Source organism: Streptomyces sp. Go-475, from assembly GCF_003330845.1.
In the GTDB taxonomy this organism is placed as follows: Bacteria; Actinomycetota; Actinomycetes; order Streptomycetales; family Streptomycetaceae; genus Streptomyces.
This window is the reverse complement of sequence record NZ_CP026121.1, coordinates 7,731,863-7,748,702: the sequence shown is the minus strand read 5'-3', so window position 1 is coordinate 7,748,702 and position 16,840 is coordinate 7,731,863. Positions and strand designations below refer to the sequence as shown.

Genomic DNA, 16,840 nt, shown 5'->3' with positions numbered 1-16,840 from the left:
ATCTCTCTCCCGCCAGTCAGCCGAGGTTCGGTCTGCCCGGCGCGCACAGCGTCCAGCCCGCGGCGCACCAGTCCGCCGGGTCGAGGGCGTTGCGCGCGTCGACGATGGCCGGGGTGCGCACCACCGCGGCGAGGGCCACGGGGTCGATCTCCCGGTACTGGGGCCATTCGGTCAGGTGCAGGACGACATCGGCCTGCTCGCATGCCTTGGTCACGTCCAGTGCGAACTGGAGCGCGGGGTACGCCGCCCGGGCGTTGTCGATCGCCTCGGGGTCGTGGACGCGGACCTGTGCTCCCCTGCGGCGGATCGCGTGCGCCACGGCGAGCGCCGGCGAGTCCCGGACGTCGTCGCTGCGGGGCTTGAAGGCGGCGCCGAGGACCGCGACGTTCCGATTCTTGAACGTCCCGCCGAGGGCCTTCTGCGCGAGGGCGATGGTGCGTTCGCGCTGGCGTGTGTTGATCTCGTCGATCTCGTGGAGGAAGGCCACCGACTCGCCCAAGCCGAGTTCCTCGGCCCGCGCGGCGAAGGCCCTGATGTCCTTGGGCAGGCAGCTGCCGCCGAACCCGAGCCCCGGGGCCAGGAACCGAGGGCCGATACGGGAGTCGGCGCCCATCGCCCGGGCGAGGGTGAGCACGTCCGCGCCCGTGGCGTCGCAGATCTCGGCCATGGCGTTGATGAAGGAGATCTTGGTGGCGAGGAAGGAGTTCGAGGCCCCTTTGACGAGTTCGGCGGTCGCGGTGTCGGTCACGATGAACGGTGTGCCGGCCGCCAGGAGAGGCGCGTAGACGGCCCGCAACCGTGCTTCGGCGTGCTCCGAGCGGACGCCCACCACGATGCGTTCCGGCCGCAGGGTGTCACGGATCGCGCAGCCCTCGCGCAGAAACTCCGGGTTCCAGGCCACGTCGGCAGCGGGGGCGACGGCGCGCAGGAGCACGGCCAGCCGGGCGGCGGTCCCGACGGGCACCGTGGACTTGCCGACGACCAGGACTTCCTCGTATCCGCTGTCGTGGAGATACGGGGCCAGACCGTCCCTGACGGCCTCGAAATCCCTGAGATCGGAGGCACCCGAACCAGCCTGCTGCGGGGTGCCGACGCAGACGAAGTGGGTGTCGGCGAACCATGCGGCTTCGACCAGTGAGGTGGTGAAGCGCAGCCGGCCCGTGTCGACCATCCGCTTGAGCAGGCCGGGCAGGCCGGGCTCGTAGAACGGTGGCCGGCCGGCGGCGAGGGCGCCGATCCGCTCCGCGTCGATGTCCACGCCGAGCACTTCGTGCCCGATCTCCGCCATGCAAGCGGCGTGGACCGCCCCTACGTATCCGGTGCCGATGACAGTCAGGCGCATGTCGGTCTCCGTGGTGGGCGCGTCGGGGGGCATGTCGCCGGTCGACGCTCGGGTTCAGTCAGGGGGCGAGGATCCTGATGCTCGGTTCAACGGTCCTGGCGTGGCCCCCTGGGCCGGGCCGGGGACGCCGGCCGCCCGCTCCGGGAGGGGCGGCAGGCCGAGCAGGTCGCGGTAGCAGTCGTCGACGGCCGCGCACATCGCGCGGGGCGCGAAGGAGGTACGGACCCGACGGCGGCCCTGCTGCCCCATCTCGGCGGCCTCCGCGGGATGGTCGAGCAGCCAGGTGACCGCCCGTGCCTCGCGCTCGGGGTCGGCGGGTGGCACGAGCAGGCCCGTGGCACCGTGCTCGACCAGATCGGGGACACCGTTCACAGCCGTGGCGACGACCGGACGAGCGGTGGCCAGCGCTTCGGTGAGCGCTCGGCCGAGGCCTTCGTAGAGCGACGTCGTCACGAAGACGTCCAGCCCTGCCACCAGCCAGGAGGCATCCGGCCGGTACCCGCCGAAGGTCACGTCGACGTCCAGTTCCGCGGCGAGCCGCCGGACCTCGCCCTCCAGCGGCCCGTCGCCGATCATGACGAACGCGGTGCCCGGGTGATCGGCACGGATCGCGGCCGCCATGCGGATGAAGTCCCAAGGTGCCTTCTGGTAGTCGATCCTGCCGACGGTGCCGACGAGGGGCTTGTCGCGCGGCACGCCCAGCTCATGGCGGGCGGCAGGATCGAAACGCTCGGGGATGTGCCCCAGGTCCACGGCTGACGGCACGACATGGACGCGGCCCGGCGGGGCCAGTCGCTCTTCGACCGCCTCCCGCGCCACACGCGGCGCGACGGCGAGAAACCGATGGGTGAAGCGCCGTGTCGCCCGCTCCAGCCAGCGGTACGCCGTCCGCCTGCGGCGGGACATGTACGGGTGGAAGCTGAAGCCGTGGAAGGTGTGCACCACCACCGGTGTGCGGGACAGCCGTGCGGCGGCGCGCCCCAGGAATCCGCCTTTGCCCGAGTGGGTGTGCACGACGGTGAACCGCTCGCGGCGTATGAGACGCACCAGTCTCCAGAGCACCAGAAGGTCCACGGGGGTCAGGGTGTGCCGGAATCCCGGCACCTGGACCGTGCGCAGTCCGGCGGCGCGCGCCCGGTCCCAGAGGTCACCCCCCGGGACCCCGGCGATCCACACCTCGTACCGCTCGGGGTCCATTCCCTCTGCCGACAGCAGGGTGTTGCCACCCGCTCCCGCCGTGAAGCGGGTGATCACGTGCAGGACCTTGATGCGGGGCAGCGGCGGTGGTGTCGGCAGCGTCACCACCGGGGCCACCTGCGGGGGCGCGGCGGGCCAGCTCGCGGCGGCTCCTGCGGCGGACCGCCCCGAGCCGGTCACGAGCGTCCCCTTCGTCATGATCGACCACCGCCTCGGATGCGTATATTTACGACGTATACGTACATCATCGCTCATCGGGCATCAGGGGTCAATCCATCAGAAGCTGGTCATATGACACCCACCAGAAGTGCGCCGGAGGAGCGCCCATGGTCCTCGCCGACGTGAGCGCGATCGAGCGTCTCCTGGTCTGCCCTCGTTGCCTGGCACCGCTGCTGGCGCGGCCCGGCGGCTTCCACTGCGCCAGGCCCGACTGCCTCTACCACGCACCCCTGGCGTTTCCCGTCGCCGGCCGGTGGCCGGTGCTCGTCGACTTCGAGCGCAGTGTCGTCGACCGCGAGGCGCTCATCGCGACGTCCGGCGGCACGAGTTCCCGAGGGGCGCGCCCCTCCGGCGCCGACGGACTTCCGGCGCCGCTGCGCCGCATCCTCAAACCGCCCAATCGCGCAGCGGCCCGGAACGTCGATCTCCTGCTGCGCGGACTTCCCGGCCAGGCGTCGCGGCTGCTCGTCGTGGGCGGGGCCACCGTCGGCAACGGCGTGGGCGCCATCTACCGGGATCCGCGCGTGCAAGTGATCGGTTTCGACATCGTGGGCGGTCCCGTCACGCAGTTGATCGCGGACGCCCACCAGATTCCGCTGCCCCCGGCGAGCGTCGACGCGGTGCTCGTCCAGGCCGTACTGGAGCACGTACTCGATCCGCCCCGGGTCGTCGCGGAGATCCACCGGGTCCTGCGGGACCGTGGGCTCGTGTACGCCGAAACCCCGTTCCTGCAGCAAGTTCACGCCGGTGCCCACGACTTCACGCGGTTCACCGCGAGCGGCCACCGTTACCTCTTCCGCCGCTTCGAGGAACTCGCCGCCGGCCCCATCACCGGACCCGGCACCCAACTGCTCTTGAGCGTCGACCACTTGGTCCGCGGACTGACTCGTTCGGCTCTCGCGGGCCGCGCGACGCGGGCGTTGCTGTTCTGGCTGCGCGCCCTGGACGCCTTGGTGCCCGAGCGCTACGCGATGGACGATGCCACCGCCTTCTACTTCCTGGGGCGCAAGCGGGACGGCGAGATGCCGGCCGCGGAGATCCTGACCTACTACCGCGGAGCACAGTCCTGACGCCGCCTCGGCGGTCACAGGGAAGGCACCGGCTGACGCGCGGCGGCGGCCGCGATCATCGCCGCGAGACCGTCCCGTACGCCCGTCGAGGGCCGGAAGCCGAAGGCCTCGCGGGCGACCGTGATGTCAGCGGCAGTGCGACGGGCGTCTCCGGGTGCACGAGGTGCCCGCACCACACGTACGGAGGCGCCCAGCAGCCGAAGCAGCCCGATGACCTGATTCATCGTCACCTCGGATCCGCCTCCCACGTTCGCCACACCGCTCCACGAGGAGTACGCGGCGTCGCGCATGGCGGTCACCACATCCGCGACGTAGGTGAAGTCCCGGCTCTGCTCACCGTCTCCGTACAGGGTGAAGGTCTGATGTGCGAGGGCCGCGGTGATCAGCCGGGAGAACGCCATGTCGGGTCGTTGCCCGGGACCGTAGACGCTGAACAGGCGAAGGGAGACGGCGGGCACCCCGAAAGCGGTGCGATACGTCTCGCAGAGGTGCTCTGCGGCCAGTTTGGTCACGCCGTACGGAGACACCGGTCTGGGGCGCACCGCCTCTCCGGTCGGGTACGCCTCGGCGTTCCCGTAGACCGAAGAGCTGGAGGCGTACACGAGCCGTCCCAGCTGTGTGGCGCGCGCCGTTTCCAGGACGCGCTGGGTGACGAGGATGTTGCGCTCCACGTAGACGGCGAACTCCGGCCCCCAGGAGCCTCGTACTCCGGGCTGCCCCGCGAGGTGGAAGACCGCGTCGGCATCGGCGAAGAGCGGCTCCAGCGGCACCGCCAGCAGATCGTCCTGCCGGAAGGTGAAACGGTCCCGGCCGAGCAGGGGGCGGAGGTTCTGCCGCTTGCGCTCGGGGTCGTAGAAGTCCGTGAGGGCATCGACGCCCGTCACGTCGTCGCCGCAGGACAGCAGGTGCTCGCAGAGATGGGAGCCGATGAATCCGGCTGCCCCGGTCACGACGGCACGCATCAGGATCGGCCTCCCTCGGTGCACCGCGCCACGTCACCGGCCGCCCCGGCGCGAGAACTCCGGGGCCGGTCCCAGGCGGCGGACAGGAGATACCACGGTGTGCGCGCGGCAAGGCGCAGCACGGTGAAGGGGGTGATGTGCGCCAGCAGCTCCGCGTCCATCGCGGCCCGGCGCGGGAGCATGACCTCGAGGTAGTACCTCTCCGGATCAGGCCTGCCGTCCAGCAGCACCGCGTCGGAACGTGAGCGAAGCTGGCACGGCCCTGTGAGTCCGGGGCGGTGACGGAACACCCAGTGGTACTGGGGCGGGTAGCGGTGAGCCAGTTCGGCGGCCTCGGGGCGCGGGCCCACCAGCGTCATGTCACCGCGCAGGACGTTGAACAGTTGCGGCAGTTCGTCCAGGCCGAAGCGCCTCAGCAGCCGGCCCGTAGCGGTCACACGGGGGTCCGACATCCCGGTGAGGCCGGGGCCCGCGGCGTCCTGCCGCATGGTGCGGAACTTGTAGAGAGTGAACTCGAGCGCCCCCTCCCCCATGCGCCGCTGCCGGAAGATCACCGGTCCGCCGCTCGTGCTGCGCACCAGGACGCACAGGACCAGCAGCAGCGGTGACAGGAGGACGAGCAGCACCAGCGACACGACGACGTCCTGGGCGCGGCGCGGCACGGTGAGAGGCACCGGCGTCATGTGCGGGAGAACCTGCTGCTTCAGGTGACCAGTGGTGTCCGGGTGACCAGTGGTGTCCATGGGGGGTCCCTTCATGGCTGCCGTCGTCATGACGCCGCCGCGGGAAGTTCCAGAGCCGCCGTCCAGCGGGACAGCCAGGCGTCGTAGGAGTAGCGCCGTCTCACGACGGCCCGGGCACCGCGCCCCAGCCGCTCCCGGACGGCGTCCGAGCCGTCCAGCAGCCCCAGGATCGCTTCGGTCCATTCACCGTCGTCGCGGGCGCCCGGCATCCGGAACCGGCGCAGGATGTCGGCGTTCACCCCGAGGGGGCTGGCCACCGACGGCACCCCCGCGGCACCGTACTGGAGCAGCTTGTAGCCGCACTTGCCCAGGCTGTAACGGGTCGCCGGCAGCGGCATCAGGCCGATGTCGATGCCGGCCAGCACGGTTCGCTCGGTGTGCGGGCTCCAGGCGACCCGGTCGACGAAGGCCTCCAGGCGGCCGAGTGAGCGCCGCGTCGTGCCGACGAGCGTCAGGCGGGCGCCGCTGCGCCGGTGGATCTCTTCGAGCGCTCCGGCCACCAGGAGCAGGTACGCCTCGTTGTCCCGGGAGCCGATCCAGCCGAGCCGCGGTGGGTCATGCAGGGCGTAGGAAGTCTTGGGCGCGTAGTCCTCCGGCTCCACGCAACTGGGGATCACCACGACGTCGCGATGGTGGTGCGCGGCCCAGTCCCCGAGGATGTCGTTGCCCGCGATGACACGGTCGGCGTGACGCACGGCCGCCCGCGCCTTGGCGGCCTTGGGCGCCAGCCTGCGCGCCAGACCGCCGCCTTGGTCCCACTGGAGGGCGTCGTCGAAGTCGTACACGGCGAACTCCGCGCTCGACAACAGGCGCCGCTCCCACCAGCCGCGGCTGAGCGGGGATGCCTCCCGGTGCAGCAGCAGGCGCCTCGGACGCGCGGTCACGAGCCGGTGCAGGCGCAGTTCCGCCCGTGCCACGGCCAGGGGATGGCGGGCCAGACGGGAGGGCGCGGCGTCGGCCAGCGAGGCGTAGGCGCTCACGGTGAAGTCCGCGTCGACGCGGTCCAGCCATTCGAAGACACGGACCCGTGAGCTGCCGGCTCTGCGGCTGTAGGGAGTGACCGCGCAGTGGCTCGGATGACCGTCCATGGCTTCACATTCCACGCTCGACGCTGATATCGTACATTTACGCCGTAAACCAAAATATGCCTTGTCGTCCACCTGTGAGTCAAGGCGGCCGTCCGGACGGATGGAGGCTTCCATGGACCTCCGGGAATTCATCGACGTGCTGCGCCGGCGGTGGAGGGTCGTCGTGGTGTGCGGCCTGCTGGGACTGGCCGCGGCCGTCGCCGTGACAGTCATGACGCCACCCACGTACACGGCGAAGGCGCAGCTGTTCGTCGCCACCAATGACAAGGACAGCGCCGACGCCTACGCGGGCGGTCTGTTCACACAGCAGCGGGTGAAGTCGTACACGAGGATCGCGAACAGCCCCACGGTGCTCGAGGCCGTCATCGCCGAGTTGGACCTCAAGACCACGACCGGGCAACTCGCGAAGAAGATCAGCGCGCAGGCGCCACTCGACACGACCCTGGTCGACATCCGGGTGCAGGAAGGGTCCGCCGCACGCGCACAGGCGATCGCCGACGAGACCGCCGTCCAGTTCACGAAGTACATCGACAGCATCGAGAAGGCGGCCAGCGACGCGCCACCCGTGATCAAGGCCAGCGTCGTCGGTGACCCCGTGCCGCCGTCGGCGCCCACGAGCCCGCGTCCGGCGCTGAACCTGGCGATCGGGCTGCTCTGCGGTCTCGTCGTCGGTATCACCGGCGCCGTACTGCGTCAGTCGCTCGACACCACCGTCCGATCGGCCGGCGACGTCCGCCGCCGCCTGGGACTGCCGGAGGTAGGCGCACTGCCGAAACCCGTCCGGCGAGGCGCTCACACCGGCCCGCTCGCCGGCGGAACGCCCCGGGACGAGGCGCTGAGCCAGCTTCGCGCCCGTCTTCCCTTCTCCTCCTCCGACGGGCGCGTGCCGCGTTCGCTGCTGATCGCGAGCGCCCTGCCCCGAGAGGGCAGGACCGAGACCGCCCTCGACCTGGCGGCCAACGTCGCGCGGACCGGCCGACGCGTTGTCCTCGTCGAGGCGGATCTGCGCCGACCGCAGCTGGCTCGGACACTCGGCCTGTCCGGAACAGCCGGACTGTCGGACGTCCTCACCGGTGAGGCATCACCGGACGGGGCCCTCCAGAGCTGGGGCGACGGGCTGCTGCGGGTGCTGGCAGCCGGCACTCCGGCACCGGACCCCAGCGCACTGCTCTCGTCCCCGCACATGACGCAGCTGTTGCGGACTCTCGAGTCCGAGGCGGATCTCGTGGTGGTGGACAGCCCTCCGCTGCTCCCCTACGCCGATGCGGCGATCCTCGCCCCGGCGACCGAGGCCGTGCTCCTCGTCCTCCGCGCCGGCAAGATCCGCCACGACCTGGCGCACCGTGCGCTCGAAAGCCTGACCTCCGTCCACGCGCGCGTGGTGGGTGCCGTTCTCACCGGCGTGCCCGCCGAGAGGTTCCCAGGACGGCGCCCTGGCAGCGAGGCGAGGGAGCGAAGCCACGCTCCGGTCTCCGACCGCCGGCCGGCGCCGGTTCCCGACGGCGAACCGGCACGGGTGTCCGCTGGTGTCCGTTCCCCGGCCGGGCACCGCCGTTAGGCACAGGGAGGCTCCGCATGTCGCAGGAGCAGTCCACCTCGGTGCTGATCATCGGCCTGCTGTCCCTGCTGGCCCTGATCCCGTGGGCGGCAGCCTTCCTCAGGGCCCGCACCTTCAGGGACTGGGACCTCACCGCGACTGTGGTCCTGCTGGTCGGAGTGCTCGCCAACGTGGACGCCGCGGCGTACGTGATCGGCTCGGGCCGGCAGGAGCAACTGGACCCCCTGGGCCGCACCGTGATCGGTTCTCCGGGGTGGGTGCACCAGATCGCCGTGGTCTCCAACGGCCTGCTGCTGGCCGTGTGTGTGGCCTTCGTCCTCTACCGGCTGCTGGTCGCACGCGCCCGGATCAACGCCGCGCCGCTCATCGCCTTCACGATCGTCCTGGCCCTCGGAGCGTCCGACGGCCTCAACGGTGAGCCCCTGTGGAGTCCCAGACAGCTCACGCTGCTGGCGGCCCTGCTCGCGGCAGCGGTCGGACGTCCAGGACGCTCGGCGCTCCTCGGTGGCACCGCCGTCGCCATGGTGTACACCACGATGGGCGGGATCCAGGCACTCATGGAACCAGCCGACGTCCTACGCCCCTGCCGCGCCGACAACGCGTGCAATGTTCTCGGAATCCACTACGCGGGCGTCTTCACCAACGAGAACATCCTGGGCCTGATGCTGCTCCTGTGCATCCCCTTCGCCTGGCTGAGTCTGCGCGGCAGAGTACGGATCGTCCTGGCGTGCTACCTCGCCTTTCTCGCGGCCGCCACCGGGAGTGTGCTCGCCGGAACAGCGGCCGTCGCCACCGTGGTACTGCTGGCCGTGCTGCGTCCCCGACTCCGTGACGAGGAGACCCCAGGGGTCCCACGCGGTATGCCCGGACGCAGCCTCCTGGCCGTGTCCGTCCTTCTCCCGGCGGCCGCCCTCGGTGTCGTCGTGCCGCTGCGTCACGCGATGTTCGGCGACCTGAGGCTGCGTGCCGCCATCTGGGACATGGCGAAGGAGGAGTGGGCCGCCTCACCACTGGTCGGGTACGGAGGCAAGGCCTGGTCGGCCAAGTACCCGCAGGGCGAGATTCCCGCCGCCGTCTCGCCCTCCCTGCACAACGAATGGATCGACGTGGCGTACGCCGGCGGCCTCATCGGAGTCGTTCTCTTCCTCATCCTGCTGGCCTATCTCGTCTTCCGGGACGGAACCAGGGGAATACCCACCATTGCCTGCGTCCTGTTCCCCGTCCTGCTGAGCTCGGTCATGGAACGCCCGTGGGCCTTCGACATCAGCAATGCGCTGACGTTCACCCTCCTTGCGGCCACGCTCGTCCCGACCGGATCCCGGGGGCGAGTGCCTCCGGTCGGCACGCGTCACGAAACGCCTTGCTTCGACAGGTCAACGGCTCGCAGATAGTTGCTGTACCGAGGCGACAGGTAGTCCTCGTACGCGCCGTTCATCATCGCTTGGCGTATCTCGCGTATGCCGTCGACCACCCGGAAACGGTTGGTGAACGAAAGGTCCTGCCGGATGAGGGAGAAATCCACTCGGTAGTTCCGCGGGTCCAGTGACTCCCCGAGAACATCGGCGACCGAACCTGGCACCTCCTGCTGGATCAGCTCGGCGAGGTCCTTGATCAGATAGTTCTCGTTGTTCGAGCCACAGTTGTACACCGCGGCCGGCGAACCCGGCTTCTTGTGAACACACTTGAGGATCGCCGCAGCAGCGTCACGCACATGGAGGAAGGGCCGCCACTGGGACCCTCCGTGGACCACGAGGTGCCCCTGAGCGACGGCACTGGCCGTCATGATGTTCACGGCCAGGTCGAAGCGCATGCGGGGAGACAGCCCGTACAGGGTCGCGAAGCGCAGGATGCAGGGCTCCGGCCCGTTCGCGTGCGGTGAGAGAAGGTAGTGCTCCGCCAGCACTTTGGTCTGCGCGTACACCGACTGGGGATTGAGGGGAGACCAGACGTCGGCCTGACCTCCTTCGGTGCTCCCGTAGTTGCTGCAGGTGGACGCGAAGACGATCCGGCCGACGCCGAACCTTCTGCACGCCTCCACGACCCGGATCGTCCCCAGGTAGTTCGTCCGCATGGCCAGATCCTCGTCCACCCCGCACGCGGGGTCTCCGACGATCGCGGCAAGGTGGACCACCGCGTCGACACCCGTCAGAGCCGTCTGCCAGGAGGCCGGTTCCAGCACGTCTCCCTGCTCGTACGTCACATGAGGCAGGGCGGCCCGCGTGTCCGACACGTGACCGCTGTCCAGTGACACCACCTCGAGTCCACTGCGGGACAGCGTCTCGTTGACGAGAGAACCCAGATAACCTTGCCCGCCCGTGACGAGAACCCGTGTGATCTTCATTTTCTTGCCTTCCGACCGTTTCATCGGTTACGCATACCGGGACTCGGTGCGATGAGTTCTTTCATGCCGTCAGACGCCTTTCACGCTTGGGCGCGCGTACCGCGGTGTCGCCCGACTGACGACGCCGTGCGATCTCGGGCGGAGTCGGAGGCAGCTCGGGACCACGGCGAAACCACCGCAGGAATTCCCGGTACACGGTGATCGTGGCCCGGAGTTCCGGGCGTTGTCCCCGCAGTGCCGCCCCCACCAGCCGGGCCACCGGTTCCACGGACAGGCTCATGACCGTCAGCAGCCATGCCTGGCGTTTCGGCCAGTTCCGGAACATGAAGCGGGTGCGGCTGCACAGCAGCAGATAATGCCGCCACGGTCCGAGTTGGGACGAACTGACACGTCCGGCGTGATACACCCGCGCTTCCTTGATGTGGTACGAGGGCCAGTTCAACCGCCGCGCCCGCAAGGCGAAGTCGACCTCCTCCAGATACAGGAAGTAGCCGTCGTCGAAACCGTTCAGTTCGGTGAACAGGGAGCGGCGCACCAGGAAGAACGCGCCGATGACCTGATCGACCGGGCCCGAGCGGGACAGTTCCTCCGGCCGCATGTGCTGGGGCGGGAAGACGGCGGGCGCCAGCCGGTCGAGCCCTGTCATCCGGCCGGCGAGTATACGCGGGCTGGGGAACCGGGAGCAGGAGAGCTGCGGACGTCCCTGTTCGTCCACCATGCGTGCCCCGAAGATCCCGAAGCCTGCCGCGGCGGGGGTCCGCAGAAACTCACCGGTGATCCGCAGCGTGTCCGGACAGAGCTCGGTGTCCGGGTTCAGGAAGAGCAGGAACTCCGAGTCGCACAAGGCCGCGCCCTGGTTGCAGGCCCGGGCGAAGCCGAGGTTCTCGTCGTTGCGCACCCACCGGACGGGCAGACCGGGGACGTGCGGGTCCCGCTCCGAGCCGTCGCTCGACGCGTTGTCGACGATCACCACCCTGCGGACGCGGAGCACCGACCGGTCGGCTCGGGCGATGGAGCGCAGACAGTTCTGGAGGTGACGTCCGGCGTTCCAGTTGACGATCACGATGTCGGCCGTGAGATGCCGCCCCGGGGTGGTCATGCGAACCCGTGCCTGCCTGCCGCCGCGGAGTCCCGCTCCGGTCGCCCGGGCGATCCGTCGAGCAGCTGTCGCAGCGGCTCCAGGGTCCGGTTCCAGTCCAGTCGCCGTCCCTGTTCGTAAGCCGCGTCGCTGACCGCGGTCCACCGCGTTTCGTCACTCAGCGCGTCGATGACGGTGGTGAAGTCCTCCTCTGTGTAGGGCACCGCTCCGCGGAGAAGGTCGAGGTGTCGTCGCCAGGCCGGGACCAGGACGGGAAGCCCGTGGGCCAGATAGTGCAGATGCTTGGCCGAGAAGCCCTCCTCCCGGATCGGGTCCCGCGTACAGGTGATCAGCCCGAACTGATAGTCGCTCAGGACATCCGGTGACGCGTAGCCGCGGTACCGGATGCCGAGGGACGGGTCCGGAGGCGGGCCGCCGTAGACATCGATGTGGGGGTACAGCCGGCTGAGCCGTCCCAGCAGGGGGAGGTTGATGAACTCTCCGCTGAGGGAGCCGACGTAGGCCACGCGCGCCGGACGTGCGAACCGCGCCCGGGTGTCCGAGGGGGTGCAGCCCCAGTTGAGCTGGAGGAAGTTGTCCCCGCTGAGCCCGTAGTGCTTCTGGGCGTACCGGCCGTAGGTCTCCCAGGAGAACGAGAGGTGCTCCATTCCTTCCAGGAAGTCCTTTTCCCAGCCGCGGAACCTCCGGTGCTGCCGACCCGTGAGCCGGCCCTCGTGAAACACCTCGTCGGCCCAGGGGTTGGGGCAGTCGTACAGGGTCTCGGCCGAGGTGCCCGTCGTGAGGACGCCGGCGTCGAAAGGGGTCTCACAGATGACGAGGTCGAAGTCGTCGAGTGCCAGGTCGGTCCGGAGGATGCGCCGACGCAGACGGTGGTCGCTCAGCAGCACGTAGTACGAGAGGTGACGCCGTCCGAAACCCCACCGCCGGGTGAGCACCCTGGACGCGATGTCGTTCGCGTACAGGGCCAGCTTCGCCGGGCGCAGGGATCCGGGGAGCATCCGGCCGGGGGAACCAGGGGTACTGGACGCCCGGGACAGGTAGTTGGTGTCCACCAGGCGCACGTCGTGACCGAGTTCCCTCAGGAACCGCTCGATGGCAAGGGGCTTGACGCTGTTGGCGTACCCGTCCAGCTGAGCCACGATCAGGACCCGCTTGCGCTGCCGCTCACCGGGCCTTTCCGAAGTGGTCGGGGTCATCATGCTTCCTCCTTCACAGGCACTCGCTCCGGCGTGTGCGGGGCTTCGGTGAGGGCGCGGGCCATGAGCGACCACGCGATCCCGAGGCCGGCGAGCACGGGGAGCCCCGCCAGCAGCAGCGGCAGCGCGCCGTGCCACCCCAGCCTCAGCACCAGGAGCTCTCCGACACCGGCGGTGAGGACGGCCGACGCGGTCGCCGGCACCCAGCGCCGCGGCAGGCGCCGGTCACGCAGACGCGCCAGCCGCCGGCAGAGGACGACGAGGTAGAGGGAACCCGCGACGATTCCGATCGAAGTCGCCACCACCACACCGATGACTCCGAACAACAAGGTCAGAGGCACCGTGAGCGCCAGGTTCACCACCGTCGAACACCAGGAGTACCGGGTTTCCAGCCCTGGGCGGCCGATCGCCCGGACGAAGCAGGTACGCATCCCCGTGAACGCCACCTGCACGGCGTATCCGGCCAGCAGAACGGCGGCCACAGCTCCGCTGAGTGCGAGATCGGGCCCCAGCCACACCACGACCGCCGGTCCGACCGCCGTGGTCGTCACCGCCCCGTAGGTGAGGACCGCCGGCAGCCAGCGGGCCTGCAGGACATGGAACTCCCGTACTGCTCCGGCGAGTCCGCCGGCGGCGTAGACGTGCGTCATCCGGGTGAGGATCGGGGGGAAGGCGTAGAGCGGCAGGCTGCGCAGTGCGGTCGCCGCCTGGTACCCGGCCGCGAAGATGCCGACGTACCGCACGGGCAGCAGCGCGGCGATCACCAGGGCGTCGATCTCTCCGTTGAGGAAGACGGTGAAGCCCGACAACTGCATGCGGGAGGCGTAGCCGATGAAGTCGCGCCGCTCGGCCGGCTCCGGCAGCAGCGGTCGCCGGATGCGGATGTGCCGGGCCCCCGCGCAGAAGCCCCCGACCGTCACCAGGGCGTATCTCATGGTGGTCAGAACAGCGAGCAGCAGCAGGTCTTGCCCGCCGTCGACGAGTACGACCACCGCGACCGCGTAGGTCAGACAGGATCCCGCGCTGACGGAGGCCAGGCTGCGGAAGCGGGCGTTCGCCTGGAGCAGCGCGATGGCGGAGTTGGAGACCAGGGCCAGGGTGAGGAGCGGGCCGAGGATCAGCAGCAGTTGCTCGGCTTCCTCCGTCAGCCGCGGTGGCACGTCGAGGGCGCTCACCACGACGGGTCCGAGCAGCGCGCAGAGTCCGGTGACGAGGGCGCCGAGCGCCAGGAAAACCGCCACCGACCCGACGACCAGTCGCCCTGTGCCGTCCCGGTCGCCGCGGGCGCCGTGGTAGGCGTAGAAACGCGCGAGCGATGCGCCGACTCCCCCGTCCAGCACGGTGAGGGTGGCCAGGAACACCAGGATCAGCGACCAGACACCGAACCGGTCGAGTCCCAGCCGATGGATCAGGACGGGCGTCAGCGCCAGGTTGGTGAGCAGCGGCGCGCTCTGCGCGAGTGCGCTGAAGCCCATGCCGGAGACGAGAGTCCGGCCCTGGCCGGCGGGAGCCCGCGGGTGGGCCGCCTCTCCGGGTCCGGGCGTGCCCCGGGGGCCCGGGAACGGCTTCGCATGGCGGCGGAGGCGCACGTGACCGCCTCACTTCCTTGTCCCTGGCGGGTTTCCGGTCTCGATCCCGTGGCACAGCGATCGCAGGCCGGCCCGGTCGAGGATCAGGACGTACTGGCGGTCGATGAAGTCGGACCGGACGATCGGTGCGGTGGTGAAGTAGGCGTCCGCCGAGTCCAGGTGCCGCAGGCCGAGGACGAGGTCCCGCAGGTCGCCGTTGGACAACTGGTCGTCCACGCTCACGGTCCCGGTGATGGCGTCGAGCACCCGGTCGATCTTCAGGGGGTTGGTGATGCTCACGTCGTCGCGTATCTCACCGATGAGGGCCCGCAGGAACTGCTGCTGCCGTTTGATCCGGTCCAGCTCTCCACCGGGCAGACCATGGCGCTGCCGGACGTAGGAGAGCGCCTCCTCGCCGTTCATCGTGTGGGTTCCCGCTGTGAAGTGCCGTTTCTGCTCCGGGTCGTAGGAATCCGCGGGCACGGTGATCGGCACACCGCCCACGGCGTCGGTGAGCGACCTGAAGCCATGCCAGTCGATGACGGCGAAGTGGTCGACCCTCACGCGCGTGAGCTGCTCGACCGTCTCGACGAGGAGCCGCGGGCCACCCCAGGAGAAGGCTGCGTTGATCTTCGCCGATCCGTGTCCGGGGATGGGCACCCAGCTGTCACGGGGTATCGACACGGTGTACGACGTGCGCTCGCCGGGGCCGAGGTGAACCAGCATCAGGGTGTCACTTCGCTGGGCTCCGGCCTTCCAGAGATCGGCCACGGCGTTGCCCCCGGTGGTGGGTTTCGCGGAGCGACTGTCGAGCCCGGCGAGCAGGAAAGTGGTGCCGTGGTTGTTCTTGCCCTCCGGATCGTCCGGCTTCGGGGGCCGCGGGCCGTCGGGGAGCGCGTGGGGAATCCGCTCCACCTGGTCGCCGTAGTGGTTGGTGGCCCACCACACGCCGCCGGCACCGAGCGCCAGCAGACCGGCCACCGCGATCACCAGGCACACCAGCAGGGTCCGCAGCCGGCGGCGCGGCCGTCCGCCGCTTCCCGGAGCCTCTCCGGGCGGCCGCTGGTCCCGCCGACGGCGCGTGAACATCAGCGGCCTTCCGCGTACGGGTGGGCCAGGGCGGTAGCAGGCCGAGTCGGCCTGCTCGGGTGAGCGGGTGGTCCGGTGGGCCGATCAGGCCTGAGCCCGGCGAGTTCCCCGCAGACCCGGTCGACCGCCGCGTCGCTGAGGAAGGGGTGCAGAGGGAGGGACAGCAACTGGGGGAAGAGCAGGTCGGCTCCCGGCAGGCCACCGGGCGGGGTGAGGGCAGTGCGCTGGAAGTGCGGCAAGTGGTGCAGGGGAATGAAGTGGACGGAGGTACCGATGCCGTGCGCCGCCAGCGCCTCGACCAGTTCGTCACGGCCGGTCCCGTACTCCGCCAGCACCCGCACCACGTACAGGTGACGGGCGTGCCGCCCCGGGGCGGGGACGTCCAGCGGCTCGATCCCGGGAACGGCCGCGAGCGCCTTGTCGTACCGTGCGGCCAAGGCGTGCCGCCGTCGCTGCCACTCCGCGAAGTGCTGGAGCTGGGCCCGACCGATGGCAGCCTGTACATCCGTCATGTTGGCCTTCAGGCCGGCCTCCTCGACGGTGTACCGCCAGCGTCCGCCCGGCAGCATGCGCCGCCAGGCGTCGGCGGACATGCCGTGGAGCCTGGCGCGACGGATCCCCGCGGCGAGTTCCGCGTCGTCCGTGGTCACCATGCCGCCCTCTCCGATGGGCAGGTTCTTGGTGGCGTAGAAACTGAAGCAGGTCGCTCTGGACAGGCTTCCCACCGGCAGGTCGCCCACAGAGGTGCCCAGGGCGTGGGCGGCGTCCTCGACGACCCGCGCCAGGGGCAGCCGCGCGGCCTCCGCCAGCGCGGCCACCGGTGCCGGGGCCCCTGCGTAGTGCAGGACCATCATCGCCTGGGGACGTCCGCAGCTCCGGACCGCATGGGCGACCGTGGCCGGAGTCGGGGTCGCTGTGCGCGGATCGATGTCGACCAGCACCGGCCGGAGCCCGGCGTGCAGGACCGCGTGGGCCGCGCCGCAGAAGGTCACCGCCGGGACCAGCACCGTCGCGCCGGGCGGGAGCCGCAGGGCACGCAGCGCCAGTTCGAGCGCTGCCGTGCACGAACTCACCGCGATGGCGTGTTCGGCTTCGACGTGCGCCGCGAAGTCGCTCTCGAAGAGTTCCGTCTCATGACCGGTGGTCACCCAGCCCGAGGCGAGCACGTCCTGCGCCGCTCGCCGGGCTTCCGGACTGATCCACGTCACCGCGAAGGGCACCTTCTCGACTGCGGACTCCGGTTTTGGCGGCGCGCCGTCGAGAGCGGGGGGTCGGCCGCGTCCGACCGGTCGCTGCCGGGGCCGCAGCCTGTGGATGGTCATGGCGTACTCCCCTGTGCTGCCTTTTCGGGATCCAGCCCGCCCCTAT

Annotated in this window: 14 protein-coding genes; 3 read left to right on the top strand and 11 right to left on the bottom strand. The window is 70.2% G+C overall.

The features are described 5' to 3' along the window. Positions 1 to 16 precede the first annotated feature (16 nt). Both C1703_RS35170 and C1703_RS40345 read right to left on the bottom strand, forming a co-directional pair. Positions 17 to 1,342 carry a UDP-glucose/GDP-mannose dehydrogenase family protein gene (locus C1703_RS35170; protein ID WP_114257745.1) on the bottom strand — a complete coding sequence of 442 codons (1,326 nt, stop codon included), beginning with the start codon at positions 1,340 to 1,342 and terminating at the stop codon, positions 17 to 19. Positions 1,343 to 1,396: 54 nt separating this feature from the next. Continuing rightward, positions 1,397 to 2,737, bottom strand: coding sequence for a glycosyltransferase (locus tag C1703_RS40345; RefSeq protein ID WP_114256633.1), 1,341 nt, complete (start codon positions 2,735 to 2,737; stop codon positions 1,397 to 1,399). Positions 2,738 to 2,865: 128 nt separating this feature from the next. Here C1703_RS40345 and C1703_RS35160 point away from each other — a divergent pair, with 128 nt between their 5' ends. Then, positions 2,866 to 3,828: a class I SAM-dependent methyltransferase gene (locus C1703_RS35160; protein WP_114256632.1), complete on the top strand. Its 963-nt coding sequence runs from the start codon at positions 2,866 to 2,868 to the stop codon at positions 3,826 to 3,828. Between the two features lie 14 nt (positions 3,829 to 3,842). Here the strand turns inward: C1703_RS35160 and C1703_RS35155 are convergent, their stop codons facing one another. From C1703_RS35155 to C1703_RS35145, 3 genes are read right to left on the bottom strand one after another with little or no spacing between them, the layout of a single operon-like run. Then, positions 3,843 to 4,790: an NAD-dependent epimerase/dehydratase family protein gene (locus C1703_RS35155; RefSeq protein ID WP_114256631.1), complete on the bottom strand. Its 948-nt coding sequence runs from the start codon at positions 4,788 to 4,790 to the stop codon at positions 3,843 to 3,845. Next, positions 4,790 to 5,533, bottom strand: a complete 744-nt coding sequence (locus tag C1703_RS35150) for a sugar transferase (RefSeq protein ID WP_157993203.1) — start codon at positions 5,531 to 5,533, stop codon at positions 4,790 to 4,792. Before C1703_RS35150 ends, C1703_RS35155 begins: the two co-directional genes overlap by 1 nt. 26 nt (positions 5,534 to 5,559) lie before the next feature. After that, complete coding sequence (locus tag C1703_RS35145) at positions 5,560 to 6,621, bottom strand: glycosyltransferase (RefSeq protein WP_114256630.1); 1,062 nt, start codon at positions 6,619 to 6,621, stop codon at positions 5,560 to 5,562. A 112-nt stretch (positions 6,622 to 6,733) separates the two neighbouring features. Between C1703_RS35145 and C1703_RS35140 the strand changes: the two genes are divergently transcribed. Further along, positions 6,734 to 8,179 carry a polysaccharide biosynthesis tyrosine autokinase gene (locus C1703_RS35140; RefSeq protein WP_198678356.1) on the top strand — a complete coding sequence of 482 codons (1,446 nt, stop codon included), beginning with the start codon at positions 6,734 to 6,736 and terminating at the stop codon, positions 8,177 to 8,179. Positions 8,180 to 8,196: 17 nt separating this feature from the next. Continuing rightward, a complete protein-coding gene (locus C1703_RS35135) occupies positions 8,197 to 9,570 on the top strand; it encodes an O-antigen ligase family protein (RefSeq protein WP_114256628.1) in 1,374 nt (457 codons plus the stop codon). Here C1703_RS35135 and C1703_RS35130 read toward each other — a convergent pair. The 6 genes from C1703_RS35130 to C1703_RS35105 all read right to left on the bottom strand — a co-directional run bounded on the left by C1703_RS35130 (position 9,528) and on the right by C1703_RS35105 (position 16,680). After that, positions 9,528 to 10,520 carry an SDR family oxidoreductase gene (locus C1703_RS35130; RefSeq protein ID WP_198678355.1) on the bottom strand — a complete coding sequence of 331 codons (993 nt, stop codon included), beginning with the start codon at positions 10,518 to 10,520 and terminating at the stop codon, positions 9,528 to 9,530. The genes C1703_RS35135 and C1703_RS35130 overlap by 43 nt on opposite strands. A 61-nt stretch (positions 10,521 to 10,581) precedes the next feature. Then, a complete protein-coding gene (locus tag C1703_RS35125; RefSeq protein ID WP_114256627.1) occupies positions 10,582 to 11,619 on the bottom strand; it encodes a glycosyltransferase family 2 protein in 1,038 nt (345 codons plus the stop codon). Beyond that, positions 11,616 to 12,818, bottom strand: a complete 1,203-nt coding sequence (locus C1703_RS35120; protein ID WP_157993202.1) for a hypothetical protein — start codon at positions 12,816 to 12,818, stop codon at positions 11,616 to 11,618. The genes C1703_RS35125 and C1703_RS35120 overlap by 4 nt, the downstream gene beginning before the upstream one ends. After that, the gene (locus tag C1703_RS35115) at positions 12,815 to 14,290 is read right to left on the bottom strand and encodes a polysaccharide biosynthesis C-terminal domain-containing protein (protein ID WP_114256625.1); all 1,476 of its coding nucleotides are present in this window, start codon (positions 14,288 to 14,290) and stop codon (positions 12,815 to 12,817) included. Before C1703_RS35115 ends, C1703_RS35120 begins: the two co-directional genes overlap by 4 nt. Positions 14,291 to 14,413: 123 nt before the next feature. Further along, complete coding sequence (locus tag C1703_RS35110; RefSeq protein ID WP_114256624.1) at positions 14,414 to 15,472, bottom strand: LCP family protein; 1,059 nt, start codon at positions 15,470 to 15,472, stop codon at positions 14,414 to 14,416. Continuing rightward, positions 15,472 to 16,680 carry a DegT/DnrJ/EryC1/StrS family aminotransferase gene (locus tag C1703_RS35105; protein ID WP_232840681.1) on the bottom strand — a complete coding sequence of 403 codons (1,209 nt, stop codon included), beginning with the start codon at positions 16,678 to 16,680 and terminating at the stop codon, positions 15,472 to 15,474. Before C1703_RS35105 ends, C1703_RS35110 begins: the two co-directional genes overlap by 1 nt. Between the last annotated feature and the right edge of the window lie 160 nt (positions 16,681 to 16,840).